Genomic DNA, 24285 nt, shown 5'->3' with positions numbered 1-24285 from the left:
TGATATTATTTTGCATGTTCGTTTTTACCATTATCTAACGCTGCATTTAATGATTCTTCCAGGTCTTTATTAACCTTGTGCTCTTTAGACCAATAAGAATATATTGCAGGGATTACAAACAAAGTAAGTACTAATGAAAAAGTGGTACCTCCTACAATTACAACACCCATACCTATTCTACTTTTAGCTGCAGCACCTAGGGCCATTGCAATGGGAAGGGCACCTATGGCAATGGCCAAACTTGTCATCAAAATCGGTCTCAACCTTGACACAGCAGCTTCCCTAATGGCGTCATGAATATTCATCCCTTTTTCTTTCAATTGGTTGGCGAACTCTACAATCAAAATACCATTCTTCGTCACCAAACCAATGAGCATAATCGTCCCAATCTGGCTGAAGATATTCCAGCTCTGCCCAAATAGCCATAAGGACAGAAACGCACCCGCGACCGCCATTGGTACCGTAATGATAATGATGATTGGGTCAATGAAACTCTCAAACTGTGCACTCAAAATCAGATACACAAGTAATAATGCTAAGCCAAATGCAAACAGTGTGTTCGAAGAACTTTCCTTAAAATCTCTCGATTCACCACCTAAATCTGTGGAGAAAGTCTCGTCCAACACCTTCTCAGAGATCCTGTCCATTGCATCAATCCCTTCTCCGATACTTTTCCCCGGCGCCAGACCTGCGGAAACAGTTGCTGCAATAAAACGGTTGTTTCTGAACAATTGAGGTGGACTACTTTCCTCTTTCGCCGTAACTACATTGTCTAACTGAATCAATATGCCCTTATCATTTCTCACGTAAACAGAACTTAAATCCAAAGGATCTTTTCTGTCTCCGACCTCAAACTGTCCTATCACTTGGTATTGCTTACCATTCATAAAGAAATAGGAGAAGCGCTGTCCACTAAGGCCTAGTTGCAAAGCAGAGCCAATGTCGGCTGCAGATACCCCTAGGTTCTTTGCTTTATCTCTATCTATTGTCAGGTTTATTTCTGGTTTATTGAACTTCAGGTTCACATCTGAAGTCGTAAACGTTGGATCCTTTGCTACCTCATCCATGAACAAAGGCACTTTTTCTCTCAGTTTCTCGAAGTTTTGTGCCTGGATAATATAGTTAACAGGCAGCCCCCCTCGACGACCAACTGCAATAGTAGGCTGTTGAGTTACGGTAACCTTACCCTCTGCATATTTTTTGGTCATTGCTGTTAACTTCGCAGCAATGTCGGCTTGTGAACGTTCCCTATCGCCCGGATCAACCAGTCCCATCCTCAAAAAACCGCCATTGGTTGATCCACCTCCAAAGCCCGGGGAGGTTATGGTAATGTTGACCTTCTTTTCAGGCACAGAATCAATGACCAACTGATTGATCTTCATCATAAAGCGGTCGGTAAAAGCAAATGAAGACCCCTCTGGTGTACTCACATTCATATTGATCGCACTCCGGTCATCGTATGGCGCTGTCTCCTTTGGGATGATATTCCAGAATAAGGCAATCAAACCAACGCAAATCGCGATAATTGGGATCGCAAGCCACCTCTTTTCCAGAAACTTGTTCAGATTCTCCGCGTAATTTTCATTAAGCTTTACAAAGTAAGGTTCTGTCATATTATAGAACTTAGACTTCTTATGCCCGGTTTTCTTCATCAGGTAGGCATTCAACATCGGCGTCAAGGTTAGCGATACAAATGCGGAGATCAGAACAGCAGCTCCAATTACAATTCCGAACTCTCGAAACAGTCGGCCAACAAAGCCCTCTAAAAAAATCACTGGTAAAAACACGGCAGCAAGCGTGATGGAAATAGAGATTACGGCAAAAAAGATCTCGTTCGATCCTTTAATTGCTGCCTCGAAAGGTGAATAACCTTCTTCTACTTTTTTAAAGATGTTTTCTGTGACTACAATTCCATCATCTACCACCAAGCCTGTCGCCAGAACTACAGCAAGCAGCGAAAGTACATTGATGGAGAATCCAAAAATATACATGATAAAAAAGGTGAAAATCAGAGAGACGGGGATGTCGATCAATGGCCTGATCGCAATCGCCCAATCTCTAAAGAAGAGATAAATGATTAAAATCACCAATATGAGAGACAGCATGATGGTTTCGGCAACCTCGGTAACCGAGGACTTAATAAACTTGGTTGAATCTAATGAAATTGCAAGTTTTATATCCTTAGGGACATCTTTTTGCAGTTGCTCAAATCGCTTATCGAATTCCTTCGAAATTTCCAGGTAATTTGCCCCTGGCTGTGGAATTAAACCCACGGCGACCATTGGCTTTCCTGATTCCCTAAGTACTGTTTCCTCATTCTCTGATCCCAATTCTACAAAGCCAACATCCCGGAGGCGCACTAAACTATTCGAATCGGTCTTTAAGATTAAGTCATTAAACTGTTCTGCATTGGTGAGCTTACCCAAAGTTTTTACAATTAGCTCTGTATTTGCGCCTGTAATCTTTCCTGAAGGAAGTTCTACGTTTTCCCTATCAAGGGCTGCAACAATATCTTGTGAGGTCAAACCATATGCGGCTAATTTATTGGGGTTAATACGTATGCGCATTGCATACTTGCGTTGGCCCTGTATTTGGATACTACTCACGCCAGAAATGGTTTGTAATCGCTCAGAGATCACGTTTTCCGCAAAGTCACTCAGCTGCATGACATTGCGCTTATCGCTTTGAACGGTCATGGTAATTACAGCATCTGAATTGGCATCTGCTTTACTCACGACCGGATTTCCATCTATATCCTTGGGTAAGCTCCGTGCAGCCTGAGAAACTTTGTCACGCACGTCGTTAGCCGCATCATCGATGTTCTTATTCAGGTTAAATTCAATGGTGATATTACTTGACCCCTGGTTACTTGAAGATGAGATATTGCGAATTCCATCAATACCGTTGATGGACTTTTCCAATGGTTCTGTAATTTGAGATTCTATGATGTCGGAATTCGCACCAGGGTATGAGGTACGTACATTAACGACAGTGGGGTCAATGTTAGGGAATTCCCTAACTCCAAGGAAGGTATAGCCTATAACGCCAAATAAAAGAATCGACAGGTTCATCACTATTGCCAATACGGGCCTTTTTATGCTGGTGGTTGAAATGCTCATATGACGTTAGTTTTTTACTACCGAAACTTTAACCGGGGCATCTTGTTTCACAGCCATAGCACCAGTAGTCAGCACAGTATCGCCAACGTTCAACCCAGATGTAATTACAATACTTTCCGCAGTTCTTGTACCAGCAACTACAGGTATTTGCTGCGCCTTTCCATTTTTACTAATGAAAACTGTTTTTCCTTTCAATACCGGTATGATCGCTTCGTTAGGGATTAGAATGGCGTCTTTCGCTGTGCTTAAAGCGAGTTTGATATTTGCGAATGAACCTGGTAACAGTTCATTATTCGTATTGGGAACAAGCGCTTTAATCTGTAAAGTTCTGGTTTGGGTATTAATTCCTGGCTCAAGCGCGAAAACCTTGCCCGTAAATGTTTTTGAATAGCCATCAGTAGTAAAGCTTACCTCAGATCCAAGTTTAATCTGTCCGATATACTTCTCTGGAACTGAAAAGCTTATTTTTAGCGGATTAACGCTTGACAAATTAGCAATCATTGTGGCAGGTGTCAGATATTCGCCTACAGATATAGACCGCAATCCAATTCTTCCACTAAAAGGTGCACATATTGAGGTCTTAGCGAGCTGAGCGCGAATTAGTGATGTCTGGGATTTTAAAGATTGTAAATCGGCCAGGGAGGTATCATATTCTTCCTGACTAATCGCGCCCTTTTCAAGTAACTGCCTGGATCGGTTTTCATTTGTTCCGGAAAGCTTTTGTCTGGTTAGTGCCTCCTGAAGTTGTGCTTGAATGTCTCGGTCATTGATTTTTACCAATAACGCACCTTTATAAACACTTGTTCCTTCTTTGAAATTAATGCTGGTTACCAAACCGGAAACCTCGCTTCTTAGCGATACAGATTCATTTGCTTCGATTGTTCCGGTAACTTCCAGGTCATTCGTAAAGTCTTCAAGTCCTACCACAATACCTTCTACTTGCAGACCGCCGCCTACGCCTCCTCCTTTGGCACCCGGAGCACCTGCTTTGCCTTGGCCTTCAATTTTTTTATTAGATGTTATTCTATAATAAACTAGCCATGCCAGGCCAATCGCAAGCAAAATGTAGATGATATATCTTATTTTCATATAACGTTTTAAACAAAATTGATTGCAAAAATATTCAAATATGATGCCCGAACAACGTTGTATTAAGTATGTTACAGCTTTGAAATATTTTAAGCTATTGAGCCCCGTGTCAGGCTATTTACATAGTTTTGGAGTTCGGTAAGTAGAAATGACATAAATGAAAATATCATTAGCAACATTAATTGTATTAGTATTATTGAGTATGACTAGCAAATCTCAGGTAAAGGTAGGATTTGAGGTAAGCTTTTTAGAACCTCAGGCACATTACGCAGAAGTAGAAATGAATATTTCTGGATTGGTTAAGGATTATGTCGATGTCAAGATGCCTGTATGGGCACCTGGTTCTTATCTGGTTCGTGAGTTTGCGAAGGCGATTGAGGGATTTGGAGCAGCAGCTGGCGCAAAGACCCTCAGGTTTGAGAAAGTTAGTAAAAATGCCTGGCGCGTTTACTCAGCGAAGGCAAACAAGATTAAAATTAAGTACAGGGTTTATGCCTTTGAGACTTCTGTCCGCACCTCATTTATTGATGATTCCCATGCCTTTCTATCCAGCACAGGTATCTTTATGTATCCTGATGGCTTGTTGAAATTGCCAATCACTGTTGTTATAAAGCCGTTTTCAGGCTGGAATAAAGTTTCTACTGGTTTGGAGTCGATTCCTGGAAAGGTATTCACTTATACCGCAAAGGATTTTGATATCCTCTTTGACAGCCCTATCGAAGTAGGCAATCAGGATGTCTTTGATTTTATTGCTGCTGGTGTAAAACACGAAGTTGCCATGTATGGTGGCGGTAATTATGACAAGGAAGGGCTGAAAGTAGATATGGCGAAAGTGATCGAACAGGCAACTGCTATTTACGGTGAGAATCCCAATAAACACTATACTTTTATCGTTCATAATTTTTCAGCATCTGGTGGTGGTTTGGAACATCTAAATTCTACAGTACTGGGTGCAAACAAAAATGGTTACAATACTGAAAAAGGGTATCAAGGGTTTCTTAGCCTGGTAGCTCATGAGTACCATCATCTCTGGAATGTGAAACGACTGAGACCAATAGCGCTTGGACCATTTGATTACGATAATGAGAATTACACCACCAACCTGTGGGTGGCCGAAGGTTTTACCTCTTATTTTGAAAATAAGATAATGTTACGCGCAGGCTTTAGCACACCTTTAGAAACAACACAGGCTTTGTTAAACAATATTGCAACAGTAAGTAATACACCAGGGTCGAAGGTTCAGTCTGCCGCGTCGGCAAGCTATGATGCATGGATCAAAAGTTACAGGCCAAATGAGAACTCAGGAAATACCTCCATTTCTTATTACAGCAAGGGAGAGGTAATAGCTACTTTGATGGATCTTGAAATTGCCAACGCAACTAAAGGTATTAAGTCTCTTGATAATGTAATGCACGACATGTACGCTTTATATTACAAGAAGCTAGGAAGGGGATACACGGATGCAGAATTTAAGTCTATGGTGGAAAAGATTAGCGGCATCAGCTTTACCGAGTTTTGGGAGAAGTATGTCAATGGCACCGACCCGATAGAATATCAGAAATATTTTGCGTATGCCGGAATCGATGTTAAAGATGACAATTCCGGTTCCAATCAACCTTATTTAGGAATAGCATCGAAGAAGGTGGAAGGTAATATTGTTGTGGCTTCGGTTTCCAGAAACTCTGCGGCTTGGGATGGGGGCTTAAACTTCAATGATATATTGATAAGTGTCGATGGTTTCCCAATTGATTCAGCTTTAGAAAAAATGCCCATTATTGCAAGCCATAAAGTTGGAGATGTGATTACGGTCACGGTAAAGCGTGATGTTGTGATCAAAGAGCTAAAGTTGGTATTGAAGGCAAATCCGAATATCAAGCTCGTACCAACAATGAAAGAAGATGCGACTGAAAGTCAGCTTCTCGTGAGGGAGACGGTATTTAATTAAAGTATTTGTCTGTCCTAATTAGCGATCGTCTTCTGACTATCTATCGTGTTATAGATTATGAACGCCTCCTGAATTTATCTCAGAGCCTGTTGACAGAACTAAAGCCAGCATTAATGATGTTCCGTAATAAATTCAGGAGGACGATCTTGTGCTTCTCCTAATTAGTCTTAATATGCATACCTGATCGAGATACCGAAACGTGCGGCATTCACGGAGTCATAGTCGTTGTTTAATGTGAACATGGGACGCCAATCGAAAGCAAAGTCTATTGGAGCTCCAGGCACCTTTAAATCCAAACCAGCAACAGGTCTGATTTGAACAGCAGTTGAGTGATTACCGATTAGGAAGTTTGGGCCAACTCCTAAATACCAATCTAGTCCTGCAACGCCACTTACAGGCGCGTTATATTGGTATTCTGCACCAAGACCTATTACATCATGATCAAAAAATATTAAGTTCGCATCGATCGCATTGTTTCGTGTAAAAAAATGCTTAGCGTTAAAGCCAACACCTGTAGAGCCATCGCTAGCATCAATTCTCAAACCTAGGGCGGTTTGGTAATTTTGAGCCATCGTGTCATTTGTCGTAAGTGCCAACAAACCAACGCCTCCGATAAAAGTAAGAAGTAATTTTTTAATCATTTTCATAACGAATTCATTTTAATATCTAAATGCCCATTTGTTACAACTATTATGCCGAACGCCTGTTTTGTTTAACAACAGGTATAAATCAGCCTTCGAAGGGATTTTCATTTCTGAAGAAGCTAGCGTCTGCTAAATACTGCTCAATGGATTCAGAGTCTTTATCCTTCACATCATTGAGCGAAAATTCTTGTAGATGACCCAATTTCAACAACGAACCACATCCTGCCTCATTAAATAATTTGCTCATTTTTTCATTTCTATCAAAATGATAAGCATTGAAGGTAGAGAGTTTATCTATCATCAAATGTTCTTTGTCGGCCCTCTCAATTTCTGCGAGTCGCCGTAGGTTTTTACCTTCAGGAGTTCCGTCATTTGTTAAGAACAGAAATGTGCGGATAACGAGTTTGGCATCATTCATAGTCACTACAAAGTATCCTACCTTTTCATTAGAGACACGATATTCCACTAATGATTTACCATTAGCATAGTGGTGAGGAATTTTATCTTGAAAAAATAGGAGAAAGGCGATAGAGTGCATGATACCAGGTGAAATGTCTATTCGCTCCTGTAACTTGTTTAACGCATGTAATTGGATATAAATCTCGAGTGGGATCTCAACCGATCCTGAGGGGAAACCGAGGGCGGAGGGCTTAACTCTCGACCATACCCATTCAAACTCTGGCGAAATCCAGCCTAAACGTATGGTGCTGTGGTATTTTCCTTCAATTTGAATATTGACTTGCTCGGGCTTAAACTCGCGAATCAAAATATCATTCTGTGTGGTAGACATGTCAAAGCACGCTATGTTTATAACATTCGCTTTGTAAATGCTTTTATTAAAATCGCTAAGTAACACGCAAGTGTCCGTCATCAGCTCGTCCACAATATTTTCCACGAGAATTTGACCTTCGCTTTCAGGAAAGTAATCTTGGAAGCCTTCTTTTAATTTTTTTGAAGCGACAGGATAATGCGTTACATATATATAGATGAAATTGATGAGTACCAAACCCTCGGATAAATACCAGCCCAAGGATACCTTGTTCCCATTATCAATTGGTAAATATTGATTTTCCATTAAGGAATTCATCAATTTATTGAACTGAATCACCTTAGATTTTTTCATGTTGGCTCCTGCGGTAGGCTTAGCTTTTAATACTGGATATCTGTTGGCGTACATCGATTCCATAGCTCCTTGAGGTAGCAGCTTAAAATGTTCCGGACCCGCAAGTAGATTACAAAGCTCTTCAATTCGCTCCCTAAATCTTTTCTGATGTCTGATTGATTGTAATTTCGCTTCGGCTGCGATACTATTGCCACCTTTTTTCTTGCTTTTTGCCATGGAAATTCCTCTACTCGCTAAGCTAGATAATTTCTATAACAAAGTACGAAAGCGTAAGTGTAGTCATATTCCTTCGAGTTGGGAATATTCAACATTTAATAGTATTGCTAAGCCTCCTGATCAAGGGTCATGTTCCTAATCAGAAGAAATATGACGAAGAGAAATAAGAAAATCAATGCACATTCTGCAATGCCTATTTGGACTCCGCTTATAGTAAAGGCTATGTTTGTCATAAGTTGTTTTTATATGGGGGGGGGTAGTTGAGAGAAAAGCAATACCCAATAACGGTGCCAAGCAAAGCTTGTTGGTACACATAGCTGATATTTAGGAACCCAGTTGAATGCCATATTACATAAGGCATATGCTTTCGTAAAATCGTTTACCCCAATAACTTTAAAAATTCTACAGTTTGTTTGGGCTTAGCGGTTATTTAATATTTTTGATACCATTTCTGGAACGCCAACGGTGGCTTTTTCTTTAATCACTTTGACATCAGATTTTTGATGGGCTGAATTGGGGTCTACTACATATTTTTGAATATGCTGCGGCACATATTGAGTCAAGCCCGCGGCAGGGTAAACTTGCAGGCTCGTCCCAATCACAGCGAAAACATCGGCTACCGCACAAAGCGATGCAGCTTGATCCATATTCGGAACTTGCTCCCCAAACCACACAACATGGGCGCGTAAGGGTTTGCCATATTCGCAAAGATCATTCGCTGTCAGTTCCCAACCTTCAATCGGATAAGTAAGATTTGAATCCACATCGGATTGAGACCTTGTGATCACTCCATGCAAATGGAGAACGTTTGTTGAACCGGCTCGTTCATGGAGATCGTCAACGTTCTGGGTGATGATGTAGACATTGTATTTTTCTTCCAGTTCAACCAAAGCAAGATGAGCTGCATTTGGTTGAGCAGCTAATACTGCCTTTCTTCGCTCATTATAAAATCCTTGTACAAGACTGGGATTTCTTTTCCATGCCTCTTGGGTGGCCACATCTTCGACGTTATATCCCTCCCAAAGACCATCTGAGTCCCTAAAGGTTTTTAGTCCGCTTTCTGCGCTAATCCCAGCTCCTGTTAGTATAACAATGTTTTGCATAGTTCTCCTTTTTATAAATGTTCCAAACGGAGTGCCGAAATATGTAAAGATACCCTCTAGCACGGATATAAAAATACCGTTGGGAGTGTATTTCAACAAGAGATCTAACATTTTAGCTTGGTAAAAAATATAAACTATGAAAAAGTTAAGTTACATTTTGCCGTTGGTAGGTCTTTTTTTTGCTTGTCAAAAGTAAACCCATCCCCTGAAGAACAATCTGCAATTCCTGTTGCTGGAAAGAGTAGCATAGTATTCTTCGTGGACACCTTCGGGGTTTATACAATCAATCACTCCGATGCCAGTCAAAAGTTCGTTTATAGTTACAAACCAGAATACAATACAAATCAGCAAATCAAGATCGTTAATGCTAATGGTACTAACAAAAAGTTAATTAAAACGCTGGCAAAAGCAAACATTTCACTGACTTCTCTGTCAGGTTTTGGAAGCAAAATCCTATATACGATAACGGATTATAGTACTACAAATCCAGTTTATGAGATTAGATTGATGAATGAAGCCGAATCAGTTCGATATCAACGCGGTACCAACCCCCAACTAATAGACCCCGAAATAGCCTCAGCTACAGTGTTAAATTCTATTAAAGATGAAGGTTATTCTCTGGTAATTTATATATTTAAAAAGATTTAACCTGATATGTCAAAATTCACGCTCTCCACGTTGCTCTTAACTGTTTTTTTTTCCGTTGCCTTATTTGCCCAAGCCAGTAAGGTAGATAGCTCAGATATGAGGACTCTGCGGATCGATCCATTCAGTGCTCGAGGGGCTGCAGTATCACAAATTTTTGATGAGGTCAATTTCATCCCATTAGAAACAACTAAAGAAAGTCTTTTTGGTTCGATCGGACAGCTTAGGATTGCAGGCGAAAATTACATCATTTGGGATTACGATACAAAATCGATTTTAATCTTTACAAAGGAAGGTAAGTATAAGGGCAAAATTAATGGAAGCAAGATTGAAAAAGATCCCGACAATAAAGACAACCAGGATTTCTGGGGATTTACAATCGTAAATGAAAATGATCAGGAAGTTATTAAGATTTCATCCGGGCGTTATGATCTTTATTTTGATTTGAATGCCAAAGTAATAAAAAAAGTTAAACGGGAAGCTTATAAAACTGCTGAGAGGTTTAGCGATGGTACCGTTCTGGAAAGAGGTTATTTAGATAAAAAGGACAAAGACAGTACCTATTACGAGATCGGATTAATCAAGGATAATCAGAAAATAAAAAGCTATTTTCCTTACTCAATAGATAGGTACAAACATGATGAGTTTTGGACCGGAGGGGAGACTTTAACAAATTACGGCAACCCTGATGAGTACTTTTATATTAACACTTACGAACCTAATATCTATAAGGTTACTCCCAAAAGCCTTTCACTAGCATATAAGATAATTTTCCCAGCAAATAACTCACTTCCATCTGATTTTAAAAATAATCCATTGTATGTAGGGAAAAGACAGGAGTATTTTGAAAAAAATCCAAAGGTATTTTACGCTGTCAGCAGTGTATACCAGATAGGTGACAATTTATATTTTAAGGTAAATAGCTTTAGCTTTAGTCGTGATGAAAAGAAGGCATTTATTCTAAATTTAAAAAGTAATGCTCTCTCTTCGATTTCGGATATTGAGCCAGATTCGATATCACAATTTCTCCCTTTAACTGATGCAGGGGTACATTATGATTTTGCGAATAAAGGCTTTCACCTATTCGATCGAAACTATTTTTATACCAGCTACTCCTCTCTTGTCTTATTTGGTTTTAAGGATCAGAATGAAGGCAAAAGTAGAAAGTACGATCCCGTACTGACTGAATATTTTAAAACTCAAAATAAGAAAAGTAACCCTGTTATCATTCAATTAAAGCCTAAAAAACAATAACGCTCCATGCTTAAATTAACTTTCTCAATTATAGCACTCATGCTCAGCTTTGCTGTGGTTGCATGCGCGCAACAACTGACTCCCGCTAGTGCCACCATCGGCACTGCTAAAGGTATTGCGCGGGATACTGCCCAGAATTACGTGTTAAAGTCAGCTACAGTTTCTATTTATAAGGCTGCCGATAGTTCGCTTCTAAGTTATCAGGTTACTAATAATTACGGGGAGTTTGCTTTTAAGAATCTTCCCCTAAATATTCTTTTAAGATTAGAAATCAGCAGCGTTGGATACTTAACAACGCGTAAGACCTTCAATATTCCATCTGATAAAATTGCTATCGACCTGCAGACGATCGTAGTTAATCGTAGAGATATTATGTTAGATGACGTTGTGATCTCGGTCCCACCTATGAGTATGAATGGGGACACACTAGAATTTAATGCGGCGGCTTTCAAGTTGGATACCAATGCAACAGTTGAAGATATGCTCAGGGCAATTCCCAATGTCACATTGTGGGGAGATGGGCAGATAACTGTTAATGGTACAGAGGTCAAGAGCTTAAAGGTAAATGGTAAATCTTTTTTTGGCGGGGATGCCAAAATCGCGATTCAGAACATTTCAAAAAATGCACTGCAGAAGGTTCAAGTTTATAATACGTCGCGCAATACAAACAATCCACTTGACTCCACATTGGAAATGAACCTTAAGTTAAAGAAAGGAAGGGATATTGGTTTTTTTGGGAAAATAGGTGTTGGCTATGGAACGAACAATCGCTTTGAGACTGATGCGAGTATAAACATGTTTACACCGAAAATGCAGTTAGCCGTCGTGGGAGCCATCAATAACATCAATAAAATTCCGTATAATATTAATTCTTTAATGTCTAATAGTACCTTCAAAGGAGTAGGGACTAATGTAGAATACCAACCAGATTTTAGAGCCACAGGGCTTAATAGACCTAGTGCTGCTGGGGCGAGCCTGACCTATAATTTTATAGATAATCCTACTTATCAAAAGAAAAGCACTTTGAAATCCAACTATTTTCTTCAAGATAGAAACAGTGACTATCTATCAGACGAAAGAACGACGACATCGATAAACAGTAGTGATAAAATCTTCGAAAATAGCAATACGACAAACTCCTCAACGACTACTACTCAACGTTTCGATTCACAATATGAAATGGCGACTCGAGGTCATTACTTAAATTTGGATCAGGCAGTAAACATAAACCAGGGAGACAACGTTGGACAAACATATAGGAGTTCTGGTAATCTACAAAGTCCCTTGACGAGCACGAACAACACATTTAATACTAGCAATTATATTAACAAGAGTTTCAATTTAGGTGGTGAATACACCTACTCGCCATATTTGATAACAAATAAAACCCGGTTTAGGGGATTCAATGCAAAGTATGATCTTTCGATACATAATAATCAAAATCACAGGTTAAATATCACTGAGTTTAAATCATTTGTTGACGCAACTGCTAACCAAAAATTTAATAGGAAATACGACACGAATACTGATGGGATAAAACAAGAAATCGACCTGAATCTCACAGATTTGAAGCCGTTTTTATTTGGGGATAAGCGAATTGCTGGAATAAACTTTGCACTGACAAATAAGATTATCTTAAGATCGGATAAGAATGATAATCGGGTGCAGGATTTAGATACCTCAACCAATACGTATCGAACAAACAGTTATTTAAATAATAGAGTTCAGACTATCATGGTCGAAGAGACACCTGGACTCAGAATCGAAAAATCGTTTCGTAAAGGTCTTTCGAATAGGTACAATAAGAGTTTAACCTTTAGAGTCCATCCCAAGGAACTAATTGTCGCCCAGGATAACAAATCAGATCGCTCTTTCCAGAATGTGAAGAAGAATTACCAGAGGTTTGTATTGGACGGAGGTGTAGATTATAACAACTACCAGTACGGAGACTATTCCAGAAACTATAGCTTGAACTACTTTACGACGCTGCGAATACCAACAATTCAGCAATTGGCCCCACTTACTGATAGTACTAATCTGTATTATTTACAGAGAGGTAATGTCAACTTAAGAGCGGCAGTACAGCAGCAAATATCGTTGAGTTTTAATCATTATGACCAAAGTAACAAAAATGTGCTTAATTACAATTTCAGGGGTTCAGTGGGTCTTATAAACGATAACATCGTAGATAGTCTTATCATCGATAATCAGAATAGGCGCACCGTATTTTTAGTAAATGCGGACGGACATCGATTTGTGAATTTTTATGGTAATATCAAAAAAGCCCTAAAGCTAAAATCCTCTGAGCTTCAGTTTAGTCTCAACTCGAACTTAAACGCCGATAAGAACCCGGGTTATACAAACAATGTATTTACTTTTTCAAGTAACCTGAATACCAACTCAAATGCAAATATTAATTATACCTATAAGGCATACCTCGCTATTGAACTAGGGCAGTCTTATTCTACCTATCGATCTAAGCAGGAGGCTTTTGGTACAAAATACAGTGGAAAGAACTTGGGGACCTCCTTAAGCACCAATTATAATGTAACGAAAAAGTTTTCTTTGAATACTAATGTTACCTTCAATAATAGCTCTTCGTCTGGAGCCAAAAATATCAATTTCACAATTTGGAATGCCAATGCCGTTTACCGCTTTCTTAAGGGCAACAATGCTGAATTTAAGTTTTCCGCACTTGATTTGTTACATCAAAATAGTAGCGTAATAAATTACGGCAGTCCAAACAGCTTCACAATTGGAACGCAGAACGTATTAAAGCAATATTTCATGACCACTGTGTCTTATTATCCAAGGCAGTTTGGAAAAAAGGCAAAGAAGCAATAATGGAAGTTTAGGCAGCCTCCGCAATTAACTTATTAATGTTACTCAATAAAAAATCAAGGTCAAATGGTTTTGAAATAAAAATATCCGCATGTGAATTCTGATAAACGCTGGATGGTTTTTCACCTGCAGACATCAGAATAACAGGAACTTCGTTATTTTCTTCCTTTAGATGGTTGCATATTGTGATGCCGTCTCCATCAGGTAACATGATATCGAAGAGGCAAAGATCTGGTAGTTTTTTATTCAGTGCATGTTGACATTTATCTACACTGGAAAAAAGTTCGACTTCAAAACCTTCTTCTGTAAGAAAATAGTGCAGTATATGACCGATATCAGGGTCGTCTTCAAGGATGTAGATGCGTCGATTCATAGTCATGGCTTTGGCACTGATAACGTTCCAATCAGGATAAGGTTTTAAGCAAATTAATTTAATAAGATGGACTGGAGTTTCTAAAAGTCAGGAATGGTTGTATATTTATGTCTTTATAAACTATTATGAAAAAATCATTTCTGTCAATAGCGTTCTTTGCAACGATAATTTTCTCCTCCAGTTTAGCTGTTAAATCAGAGCAAAAGTATTTTGCCATCTCCGATACTTCTAAACTTGAAGTTACTCCTCAGGTTTTATATGATGGTTTAAATAGTCCATGGGGAATGGTTTGGCTTTCAGATGGCAGAATGTTGATCACCGAGCGATCTGGGGAGATCTTAGTTTTTAAGAATGATAAATTTACTGGAGAAAAGCTTAGTGGAGTTCCTGCTGTATTCGCTCAAGGTCAAGGCGGTTTAATGGATATTAAACTTCATCCTGACTACAAAGCCAATGGCTGGATCTATATCACTTTTTCAAAACCTGTTGGAGAACTGGCTTCCACGGCAGTTGTAAGATTTAAATTGAAAGGAAATCAAGTCGTAGAAAAGGAAGATATATTTGAGGCCAAGCCAGCACTAAAGGCAGATTTTCATTTCGGTAGCAGAATAGTTTTTGATAAGGACAAGTACATGTTCATCAGCGTCGGCGAACGAGGTACGCAACCTAAAGTGCAGGAGTTGGATAACGACCACGGTAAGGTGCACCGTTTGTTTGCAGATGGAAAAATTCCTAAGGACAATCCTTTTGTCGGTCAGGATGGCGCTCATGGTTCAATATGGACGTATGGTCATCGTAATCCGCAAGGAATGGTTTATGATGCTGTAACAAATCGAATATGGGAAGATGAACACGGTCCGAAAGGTGGTGATGAGTTAAACCTCATTGAGAAAGGTAAAAATTATGGTTGGCCAAAAGCATCTTATGGAATTAATTATGACGGCACAATTCTAACTCCCGATAAGCAACTTCCAGGTATTGAAGATCCAAAACACTATTGGGTACCTTCAATTGGCCCTTGTGGAATGACAATAGTTACCAGCAATAAATATCCGGGATGGAAAGGTAATTTGCTAATCGGCGCATTGGCTTTCAGACATTTAAACCGCGTTACTCTTGAAGGTACTACCTACAAGTCTGAAGAAAGATTGCTTCAGGACAAAGGTAGATTCAGGTACGTAGCTGAGAGTCCGGATGGTTACATTTATGCAGTTACTGAGGGTCCCGGAACCTTGTTAAAGCTAATGCCAAAGAAGAAATAGTTTCTTGTTAAATAATAGATCTCAGTTCCGCAGGCGAATAGGAAATCGACTCAATCGCTTTGTTATCATCTTTTCTGTAGACAAGGAATATGGATCTTCTTTAAAAGTTGGGGTGAGAAGGACGAATTACCTCAAGTGTATTCCTTTAAGGAGTATGAACAAAATACTTTATGGAAAATTCTTTTTTTGCAACTGTGTTATATTATAAATACCAGGGGTCTCAATTGTCTGTTACTCAGTTTGTGGTACACCTCTGTGCTACCTAGTTGTGGCGATTACAACTAAACCAAACCACAACTCATATAGTCGACGTACTTGATCCGGCATTCCGCCATTTTAATTTTAGACCTTTCCCACTTTGTCTTTTGATGAAACGTTCTGGTTGATATGTGGTTTGTACTGAAACTTTTCAAATACCGCTGTGGTATGTGTTTTATGGGTGTTTCCTTCGGGCCGAGCGCTAGCAGACACGAAGCAGACCCGAAGCAGGCACGAAGCCGAGACATAGCTGAGGGCACTAGTAATAAACTAGTAACGCAGTTCTTTGTGACCCTGAAATAGGGAAATGTAGTAGTAGATAGTACCATGATTAGCAGCAGCATTGGTTGATTGCTGAAACGAACCTACAATACTGATTTTAAACAAAGGCAGATTTTACACCTAAAATGGGGTGACTGCACACTTAAAGTGGTAAGTGTGCACATAAATCCTTAAGTGTACAGCTAAAATGCTGACTGCGCACAAAGTATTTAAGTCTTCAGTAGACCGATATGTGAATTTAATGATAAATCGTATGTTTTCTAACCACTATTTTGCCAATATTGAACAACTAGCATTAAAAGGCCACTATCAAAAAACGTCAATGGCTGTTAGAATTAAAGGGCTCAGAGCCAATTTGAGCGGAGTTACAGATGTCAAATTCTTCCTCTTTAGTCTGCAAAAATTATTTGTCTAATAGGGAATCTCCCCAACGTTTAACAGTGACTCTATAAAACGTATTGATTGTCCCATAAGGCATTTGCGATTTTAACCAGATTTCGGTCTTCAATTGACTGCTTAATTCCTGCACATCTTCCATTAGTAGCGAAACCCTGAAGTTACATCTCTCAAGAGATTGTATTCCTGGTTTTTCTTTGATTGGGTGTTTAAAGGTTCTGAGAAATTCTGCAACCTGATTTAGTGGATTGGGTTCTTTCAGGGCTGTTTCGTTTCTTCCCAAAATATGAATATTGCAATTCTTAAAGAATTTCCAAAGGAATAATTATTAGATTTAACAGCAACAACCAAATTCATAGTATAAACCGACAGGTATGGCCGCGACGATCAACAGAGTATTTGATTTACTTCAATACAATTTAGAAAACTTTCCTAAAGATGAATTTGTGAGTGGCAAAATCGCTGGTCAATGGAGACATTATAGTACGAAAGAATTTTGTGAGCAGGTGGATGCTTTGAGTCGGGGTTTAGTTGACATTGGTGTAGTGAAAGAGTCAAGGATAGCGGTAATGTCCAACAATCGACCCGAATGGAATATATCTGATTTCGCCATTATGCAGTTGGGTGCCTACCAGATTCCTTTGTACCCAACGTTAGCCGCACACGATATCCGCTTTATCCTGGAGAACGCAGAAATTACCATAGTTTTTGTTGCTGATGAAATCTTATACAATAAGTTAAAGCCCGTCTGTGAAGCCTTACAAAGGGAAATAAAGATTTACACTTTTGACAAGGTAGCAGGCGCTGCGAGTTGGGAGATGCTCACTGAAAAGGGGAAAACACTCGATAAGATAGACTTAGAGAGTTATCGCAAGGAAGTAACTGCTGAAGATATACTAACATTAATTTATACTTCTGGGACTACCGGAACTCCAAAGGGAGTGATGCTGACTCATAATAACCTGGTAAAGAATTTTGAAAACTCTGCTGTTTTGTTGCCCAAAGGAATACAAAAAGGTCTGAGTTTCCTACCGCTGTCCCATATTTTTGAACGGATGGTGGTTTATCTCTACTTTTACAGTGGTACTTCAGTATACTATGCTGAAAGCATGGATACCATTATAGCGGACATACAACACATAAAACCTAATGTATTTTCTACTGTCCCAAGACTGCTTGAAAAAGTCTATGAAAAGATCATGGAGAAAGGTAAGGCATTGTCTGGAGTCAAAAGGGGACTTTTCTTTTGGTCTGTAGGTCTTGCTGAAAGATTTGAGTTTGAAAACGATTTGTGGTATAAGCTTAAACTTGGAATAGCCAGGAAACTGGTTTTTAAAAAATGGCAGGAGGCGCTCGGCGGTAACATTTTGGTTATTATTTCAGGTGGAGCAGCATTAAATCCGAGATTGGCTCGTATTTTCTGGGGCGCTGATATGCCTGTATTTGAAGGTTATGGACTGACAGAAACATCGCCAGTAATTACCGTAAATCATCATGGCAATACAAAGTTTGGGACAGTGGGTTCAGTTATACAAGGCATGGAAGTTAAAATTGCAGAAGATGGTGAGGTCTTGGCACGTGGGCATGCTGTTATGAAGGGCTATTACCGTCGTGACGATCTCACAGCAGAAACTATCGACGCGGATGGTTGGTTCCATACTGGTGACATTGGGCAGATGATCGATGGAAGATTCTTAAAAATCACAGATCGTAAGAAGGAGATATTTAAGACGGCAGGCGGTAAATACGTTGCTCCGCAGATGATAGAAAATAAATTCAAAGAAACTATACTTGTTGAGCAGGTAATGGTGTTAGGAGAAAATAGGAAATTTCCCTCAGCTCTGATCGTACCTAACTTTGTCGCGTTGAAAGGCTGGGCGGAAAAGAAAGGTATTCCATACTCAAATGATGGAGAAATGATCAAACATCCTCAGGTTCTGGAGAAGTTTCAGCTAATTATTGAGGATAGCTGCAAAGAATTCGGAAAATGGGAGCAGGTTAAACGATTTGCCCTACTGCCTAAACAATGGAGCATCGAAGGGGGTGAGCTGACACCTAAGTTAAGTCTTAAAAGAAAGATTGTTTTAGAAAAGAACGCTGATGCCATTGAAAGAATATATTCGGACGCTGAAGGTTACAAAGCTTAGTAAGGTGTCTAGAATTATGAACAGCATTTTGTTGGTTTAAGATGTTTAAACGCCATATTTCATAGTGGCCTAAGTATTGAATGATTGGAGGTAACTATAAAACCTTTTATAAATTATTTAATAGTTCTATTATGAAACAAAGATTAATCAAATGCCTGCCTTTAGCCGCGGCTTTACTGATTGCGGGAAATGTTCAAGCTCAGGAAAGCACGTCTATGAGTTCTGGTACTCAAATGCCACTAACTACATGGTCTATTGGTGTAAATGGTGGTGTATTAACTCCAATCTCACCATTAGGAGGAAAGAACGATTTTTCAAATTGGAAATCAAACTTCGGCTATGGATTATACATTAAAAAACAATTCACCCCATATTTTTCCCTACGCCTTGATGGGGTAAGGGGCAAGTTAAGTGGCGACAATTCTAAGCCTTTCATAAGTGGACTAACTCCGGCAAGTGCGGTAAACAGATTTGAAACCGATCTAACCTATTCAGGAAGCCTAAATGCGGTTATAAATCTTTTTAACATCGACATGTTCAAAAAGGAAGATAATGTTCAACTTTATGCTTCAGCGGGTGCTGGCCTAGCGGGTTACCAAGTGAAAACGGCTCCAACGGCAGGTGGAACATTAGTTGATTACGCGGGCGGAAAGACTATAAGCGAGTTGATTATTCCAATTGGCTTGGGCGCTAAGTTCAGAGTTTCTGATAAGATCAACCTCGATCTAGGCTGGACTGTCAACTATGTGGATGGTGATAATCTTGATGGTGTATATCGTGAAGGTAATGACAAATACTCCTATGGCTATGCAGGTCTTGAATTTGCACTCGGAACTGGCAAGCAAAAAGCGTGGCACAATCCTGTTGCTTTAACTTACGATGAAGCTTTAGCAGCTAGACAAACTGCAAACGCACTAAAAGGTGAACTTGATGCTACAAAAGCAGAAAACGCTAGGTTAAGGACTGATATGAATGATATTCTTAAAGATACAGACGGTGACGGTGTTGCTGATAAATTGGATAAATGTCCGGATACTCCTGCAGGTACTGTAGTTGACGGTTCAGGATGCCCCCTTAAGGTTCCTGTTGCTGTAATCCAGGAAAAAGTAATCATCACTGAGGCTGATCGCAAGGTTGTTGCTGATGCAATTAAAAACCTTGAGTTTGATTTAGGTAAATCTACGATCAGATCTAAATCATATGGCACTTTAAACAGAGTTGCTGCGCTGTTGATACAGAAAAACTTCAGTTTAAAATTAGCAGGACACACGGATAATACTGGTTCTAATGCTTTAAACATGAGGTTATCTAAGGATAGAGCAGAAGCTATAAGATCTTATCTTGTTTCTCAAGGGGCAAATGCTTCTAGAATTGAGGCTACCGGTTATGGGGAAGAGCAACCAATCTCCAGTAATAAATCAGCAGCTGGTCGTCAGAATAACAGAAGGGTAGAATTCACTTTATTTTAGTCAGAAACTTAAAAAAATGGCAAAGCCGCCCGGGGTAACCGGGCGGCTTTTTTTGGTTTAAATATTTACGATAATATGTTTGCATACTAATTTTTTAATGAATAGCTTTGTTATGCAAGCATAGTAATAAATGAAACAACAGGAGACTATAGATTTCTTTTTAAAGGTCGTTTGGCAGAACATGGCAAATAGCTACAATCAGATTGCTTCCGGGTTTGGTATTACCCAGGCCATTGGTTATGTGCTGATTAATATTGAAAAAGAGGGTACGGCAGTTTCTAAGCTTGCCGGCCTTTTAGGTGTAAAGGCAACCAGCCTTTCGAGGATGTTGAATAATATGGAAGAGCTCGGACTGATTTACAGGGAAACCGCGGCAGGTGACAAAAGGTCTGTGAAAGTTTTTGTCACAGACTTCGGAGCGGAGAAGAGACAGCTTGCCAAAGGGGTAGTGATCTCCTTTAATGAATATCTCAATGACAACCTGAGTGTCCACGAAAAAAGTAATCTGATTGGCACGCTCCAAAAATTGAATAAACTCACGTTAGCGTATACAAATACAATACATGATGAACAAAAAGATAAATAAGGTTGCAGTTTTGGGCTCTGGAATTATGGGCTCACGCATTGCCTGCCATTTTGCAAATATTGGTGTTGAAGTATTGTTGCTAGATATTGCTCCTAAGGAGGGGCCAAAGAATAGCATTGTAGATACCGCCTTGCAAATGGCAGTAAAAACTAACCCATCTCCTATATATTCTAAAATGGTACTTAATAAAATTACCACCGGGAATTTCGAGGATGATATGTCTAAGATCTCGACTGTAGATTGGATCATTGAAGTGGTAGTTGAAAATATTGACATCAAGAAGAAGGTTTTTGATCAGGTGGAGCAATTCCGCAAGGTTGGAACATTGGTGACTTCTAATACATCTGGTATTCCAATCCACATGATGACAGAAGGTCGGACCGAAGATTTTCAAGCTAATTTTTGTGGAACACATTTTTTCAATCCGCCACGTTATTTGAGGTTGTTGGAGATTATTCCTACACCTCGTACTAATCCAGAGCTCGTCGACTTTTTAATGCACTATGGTGACCAATTTCTTGGGAAAACTACGGTGTTGTGTAAAGATACTCCAGCATTCATCGCCAATAGGGTGGGCGTTTATTCTATCATGGCATTACTGCATTTAGTAGAGAAAATGGACCTTACTGTGGAGGAGGTGGATAAGTTTACTGGTCCTGCACTTGGAAGACCTAAGTCGGCTACCTTCCGTACTACTGATGTGGTAGGGTTAGATACCATGATTAAGGTCTCTAAAGGACTGTACGACAATTGTCCAGATGACAAGGCCCATGACCTGTTCAAGCTTCCTGGGTACGTGGAAAAAATGGAAGCTAATAAATGGCTTGGAGATAAAACAAAACAGGGCTTTTACAAGAAAACAAAGACTCCAGAAGGAAAGACCGAGATCCTTGCACTGGATTTAAGGACATTAGAATACCGGCCGCAGCAGAAAGTTAAATCTGCAACATTGGATATGAGCAAGCCGATAGAGGATGTAAAGGATAGAATGAAGGTTTTCGTTTCTGGAAAAGATAAAGCTGCCGAATTGTTCAGGGCATCCTTCTTCGGATTATTTGAGTATGTGTCGGACAGAATTCCAGAAATCTCTGATGAGTTGTATAGAATTGATGATGCCATGCGTGCCGGTTTCGGTTGGGATCTTGGTCCGTTTGAAGTCTGGGATGCAATTGGAATTTTGGAAGCTGTCCAAGGCATGAAGAATTATGGACATGAGGCCGCGGCCTGGGTTCATGAGCTTCTTGCTGCCGGATTTACTACTTTCTATAAAGTAGAAGATGGCATAAGGAAATATTATGATATTCCTTCTAAGGCTTACAAAGCGGTGCCTGGTACCGAAGCATTTATTATACTTGATAATTTAAGAGCCAACAAGGTAATTTGGAAGAACTCAGGAGCGTCTATATTGGATCTTGGAGATGGCATTTTGAATGTAGAGTTTCATTCAAAGATGAATACCATTGGAGGTGATACCCTTCAGGCAATTAACAAGGCCATCGATTTAGCAGAGAAGGATTACAGAGGAGTAGTGATAGGTAATGATGGAGCAAATTTCTCTGCTGGTGCAAATGTTGGGATGATTTTTATGATGGCGGTTGAGCAGGAGTGGGAGGAATTAAATTTGGCCATAAGGATGTTCCAGAATACTTCGATGAGAATTAAGTATTCTTCTATCCCTGTTGTGGTAGCTCCGCATAACCTGACGCTAGGTGGCGGATGCGAATTCAGTTTACATGCCGATCATGTTCAACTCAATGCGGAGACCTATATGGGATTGGTAGAGTTTGGAGTCGGTGTAATTCCTGGAGGGGGTGGCACGAAAGAATTTGCGTTGCGGGCTTCTGACGAGTATAAAGAAGATCAGATTGTTCAGAATGCTTTGAAAGATCGGTTCCTCACTATTGGGATGGCAAAGGTTTCTACTTCGGCAGTTGAAGCTTTTGAATTGGGATACCTTCAAAAGGGCAAGTACTCTATCAGCATGAATCGCAGTAGGCTCATTGCTGACGCGAAAGCAAGAGCAATTGAACTGGCAGACGCAGGTTACACGAAACCTGTTCCGCGTAAGGACATCAAAGTGCTGGGTAAACAAGGCCTTGGTATTGTTTACGCTGGTGCGAATACCATGTATTCTGGACATTACATCTCAGAACACGACAAAAAAATATCAGAGAAACTGGGGTATGTGATGTGTGGAGGAGACCTTTCTTCACCAACCGAAGTAACCGAACAGTATTTGCTTGACTTGGAGAGAGAGGCTTTTTTGTCGTTGTGTGGAGAACGCAAAACGTTAGAGCGGATTCAAAGTATTGTAACCAAGGGTAAACCTTTAAGAAACTAATAAGATGCAGGAAGCATATATAATAGCAGGATATAGAACAGCGGTGGGCAAGGCTCCACGTGGTGTTTTTCGTTTCACGAGGGCAGATGATCTGGCCGCCGAAGTAATCAGGCAACTGGTCGCTTCTGTTCCTAATTTAAATAACGAAGAGATCGATGATGTGATCGTTGGAAATGCGACTCCTGAGGCAGAACAAGGATTGAACGTGGGTAGAATGATCTCGCTGATGGGCTTAGATACCGATAAAGTTCCAGGTGTAACTGTGAATAGATATTGTGCATCAGGATTGGAGACAATTGCAACTGCTGTTGCAAAGATAAAAAGCGGTATGGCAGACTGTATTATTGCCGGTGGAGTTGAAGTAATGTCAGGTATGCCTTTTGGCGGTTGGAAAGTAGTGCCTAATCCCGATGTGGCTCACAACAATCCAGACTGGTACTGGGGAATGGGATTAACGGCAGAGGCGGTAGCAAAAGAATATAATGTGAGTAGGGAAGACCAGGATGAGTTCGCCTATCAATCTCATCAAAAAGCAATAGCGGCCATCCAGAACGGCCGCCTTAAGGCAGGAGTGTTGCCAATCACGGTGAATGAGACCTATTTGGATGAAAATCTTAAAAAGAAAACCAGAAGCTATGTTGTGGATACCGATGAGGGACCACGTGCCGATACCTCGGTAGAGAAGCTTGCGAAATTGAAACCTGTGTTTGCTGCTGATGGCTGCGTTACTGCGGGCAACTCTTCACAAACATCCGATGGTGCTGCTTTCGTGCTGGTTGTATCAGAAAGGAAAATGAAAGAATTGGGTGTCGATCCAATTGCGAGACTGGTAAGTTATGGTGTCGCTGGCGTACCGCCACGCATTATGGGTATTGGCCCGATCTACGCTATACCCAAGGCCTTAGCACAGGCAAGTATGACATTGGAACAGATCGACCTGATTGAGCTAAATGAAGCCTTTTCATCACAGTCTTTAGCGGTAATACGTGAGCTCGGACTGAACACAGAAAAGCTTAATGTAAATGGCGGTGCAATTGCATTAGGTCATCCGCTAGGATGTACCGGGGCAAAGCTGTCGGTGCAGTTGTTTAATGAACTGAGAAGAAGAAACCAAAAATATGGTATGGTGACTATGTGCGTGGGAAGCGGGCAAGGCGCAGCAGGTATTTTTGAAATGTTTTAAGGTTTTTTA

Annotated in this window: 17 protein-coding genes; 10 read left to right on the top strand and 7 right to left on the bottom strand. The window is 40.0% G+C overall.

Annotated features, from left to right (window positions below; all coding sequences use genetic code 11):
• Window positions 1-5: 5 nt before the first annotated feature.
• On the bottom strand, window positions 6-3119 hold the full coding sequence (locus ACHFIZ_RS01440; RefSeq protein ID WP_410882118.1) for an efflux RND transporter permease subunit: 3114 nt from the start codon (window positions 3117-3119) through the stop codon (window positions 6-8).
• 6 nt (window positions 3120-3125) lie between these two features.
• Window positions 3126-4208 (bottom strand): efflux RND transporter periplasmic adaptor subunit, encoded by a 1083-nt coding sequence (locus ACHFIZ_RS01435; protein ID WP_410882116.1) that lies wholly within the window; start codon window positions 4206-4208, stop codon window positions 3126-3128.
• Window positions 4209-4365: 157 nt separating this feature from the next.
• On the opposite strand from ACHFIZ_RS01435, the gene ACHFIZ_RS01430 reads away from it, so the two are divergent.
• Window positions 4366-6153 (top strand): M61 family metallopeptidase, encoded by a 1788-nt coding sequence (locus tag ACHFIZ_RS01430; RefSeq protein WP_410882114.1) that lies wholly within the window; start codon window positions 4366-4368, stop codon window positions 6151-6153.
• Window positions 6154-6320: 167 nt separating this feature from the next.
• On the opposite strand, the gene ACHFIZ_RS01425 is transcribed toward ACHFIZ_RS01430, so the two are convergent.
• From ACHFIZ_RS01425 to ACHFIZ_RS01415, 3 genes are all read right to left on the bottom strand, one after another.
• Window positions 6321-6800 carry a hypothetical protein gene (locus ACHFIZ_RS01425; protein WP_410882112.1) on the bottom strand — a complete coding sequence of 160 codons (480 nt, stop codon included), beginning with the start codon at window positions 6798-6800 and terminating at the stop codon, window positions 6321-6323.
• A gap of 82 nt (window positions 6801-6882) precedes the next feature.
• The gene (locus tag ACHFIZ_RS01420) at window positions 6883-8136 is read right to left on the bottom strand and encodes a hypothetical protein (protein WP_410882110.1); all 1254 of its coding nucleotides are present in this window, start codon (window positions 8134-8136) and stop codon (window positions 6883-6885) included.
• Between the two features lie 419 nt (window positions 8137-8555).
• On the bottom strand, window positions 8556-9239 hold the full coding sequence (locus ACHFIZ_RS01415) for an SIR2 family NAD-dependent protein deacylase (RefSeq protein WP_410882108.1): 684 nt from the start codon (window positions 9237-9239) through the stop codon (window positions 8556-8558).
• A gap of 117 nt (window positions 9240-9356) precedes the next feature.
• On the opposite strand from ACHFIZ_RS01415, the gene ACHFIZ_RS01410 reads away from it, so the two are divergent.
• Genes ACHFIZ_RS01410 through ACHFIZ_RS01400 form a run of 3 tightly spaced genes read left to right on the top strand, consistent with a single transcriptional unit; the run spans window position 9357 to window position 13982 of the window.
• Window positions 9357-9887 carry a hypothetical protein gene (locus ACHFIZ_RS01410; RefSeq protein WP_410882106.1) on the top strand — a complete coding sequence of 177 codons (531 nt, stop codon included), beginning with the start codon at window positions 9357-9359 and terminating at the stop codon, window positions 9885-9887.
• A 6-nt stretch (window positions 9888-9893) separates the two neighbouring features.
• Window positions 9894-11138, top strand: a complete 1245-nt coding sequence (locus tag ACHFIZ_RS01405) for a 6-bladed beta-propeller (protein WP_410882104.1) — start codon at window positions 9894-9896, stop codon at window positions 11136-11138.
• 6 nt (window positions 11139-11144) lie between these two features.
• Entirely contained in the window at window positions 11145-13982 is a 2838-nt protein-coding gene (locus ACHFIZ_RS01400; RefSeq protein WP_410882102.1) for a hypothetical protein, read from the top strand.
• A 7-nt stretch (window positions 13983-13989) separates the two neighbouring features.
• Here the strand turns inward: ACHFIZ_RS01400 and ACHFIZ_RS01395 are convergent, their stop codons facing one another.
• Window positions 13990-14352 (bottom strand): response regulator transcription factor, encoded by a 363-nt coding sequence (locus ACHFIZ_RS01395; protein WP_410882100.1) that lies wholly within the window; start codon window positions 14350-14352, stop codon window positions 13990-13992.
• Between the two features lie 125 nt (window positions 14353-14477).
• On the opposite strand from ACHFIZ_RS01395, the gene ACHFIZ_RS01390 reads away from it, so the two are divergent.
• Window positions 14478-15614, top strand: a complete 1137-nt coding sequence (locus ACHFIZ_RS01390; RefSeq protein ID WP_410882098.1) for a PQQ-dependent sugar dehydrogenase — start codon at window positions 14478-14480, stop codon at window positions 15612-15614.
• Window positions 15615-16557: 943 nt separating this feature from the next.
• On the opposite strand, the gene ACHFIZ_RS01385 is transcribed toward ACHFIZ_RS01390, so the two are convergent.
• Window positions 16558-16833, bottom strand: coding sequence for a hypothetical protein (locus ACHFIZ_RS01385; protein ID WP_410882096.1), 276 nt, complete (start codon window positions 16831-16833; stop codon window positions 16558-16560).
• Between the two features lie 91 nt (window positions 16834-16924).
• On the opposite strand from ACHFIZ_RS01385, the gene ACHFIZ_RS01380 reads away from it, so the two are divergent.
• From ACHFIZ_RS01380 to ACHFIZ_RS01360, 5 genes are all read left to right on the top strand, one after another.
• Complete coding sequence (locus tag ACHFIZ_RS01380) at window positions 16925-18697, top strand: AMP-dependent synthetase/ligase (RefSeq protein ID WP_410882094.1); 1773 nt, start codon at window positions 16925-16927, stop codon at window positions 18695-18697.
• Window positions 18698-18828: 131 nt separating this feature from the next.
• Window positions 18829-20166, top strand: a complete 1338-nt coding sequence (locus tag ACHFIZ_RS01375; RefSeq protein ID WP_410882092.1) for an OmpA family protein — start codon at window positions 18829-18831, stop codon at window positions 20164-20166.
• A gap of 130 nt (window positions 20167-20296) precedes the next feature.
• The gene (locus ACHFIZ_RS01370; RefSeq protein WP_410882090.1) at window positions 20297-20752 is read left to right on the top strand and encodes a MarR family winged helix-turn-helix transcriptional regulator; all 456 of its coding nucleotides are present in this window, start codon (window positions 20297-20299) and stop codon (window positions 20750-20752) included.
• Window positions 20733-23093 (top strand): 3-hydroxyacyl-CoA dehydrogenase NAD-binding domain-containing protein, encoded by a 2361-nt coding sequence (locus tag ACHFIZ_RS01365; RefSeq protein WP_410882250.1) that lies wholly within the window; start codon window positions 20733-20735, stop codon window positions 23091-23093. The genes ACHFIZ_RS01370 and ACHFIZ_RS01365 overlap by 20 nt, the downstream gene beginning before the upstream one ends.
• Before the next feature lie 4 nt (window positions 23094-23097).
• Window positions 23098-24276 carry an acetyl-CoA C-acyltransferase gene (locus ACHFIZ_RS01360; protein WP_410882088.1) on the top strand — a complete coding sequence of 393 codons (1179 nt, stop codon included), beginning with the start codon at window positions 23098-23100 and terminating at the stop codon, window positions 24274-24276.
• The last annotated feature ends 9 nt before the right edge of the window (window positions 24277-24285 follow it).

Source organism: Pedobacter sp. JCM 36344, from assembly GCF_046546555.1.
Classification (GTDB): domain Bacteria; phylum Bacteroidota; class Bacteroidia; order Sphingobacteriales; family Sphingobacteriaceae; genus Pedobacter.
Note: the sequence above shows the minus strand (reverse complement) of the source record. Positions and strands in the feature narration are given on the sequence as shown.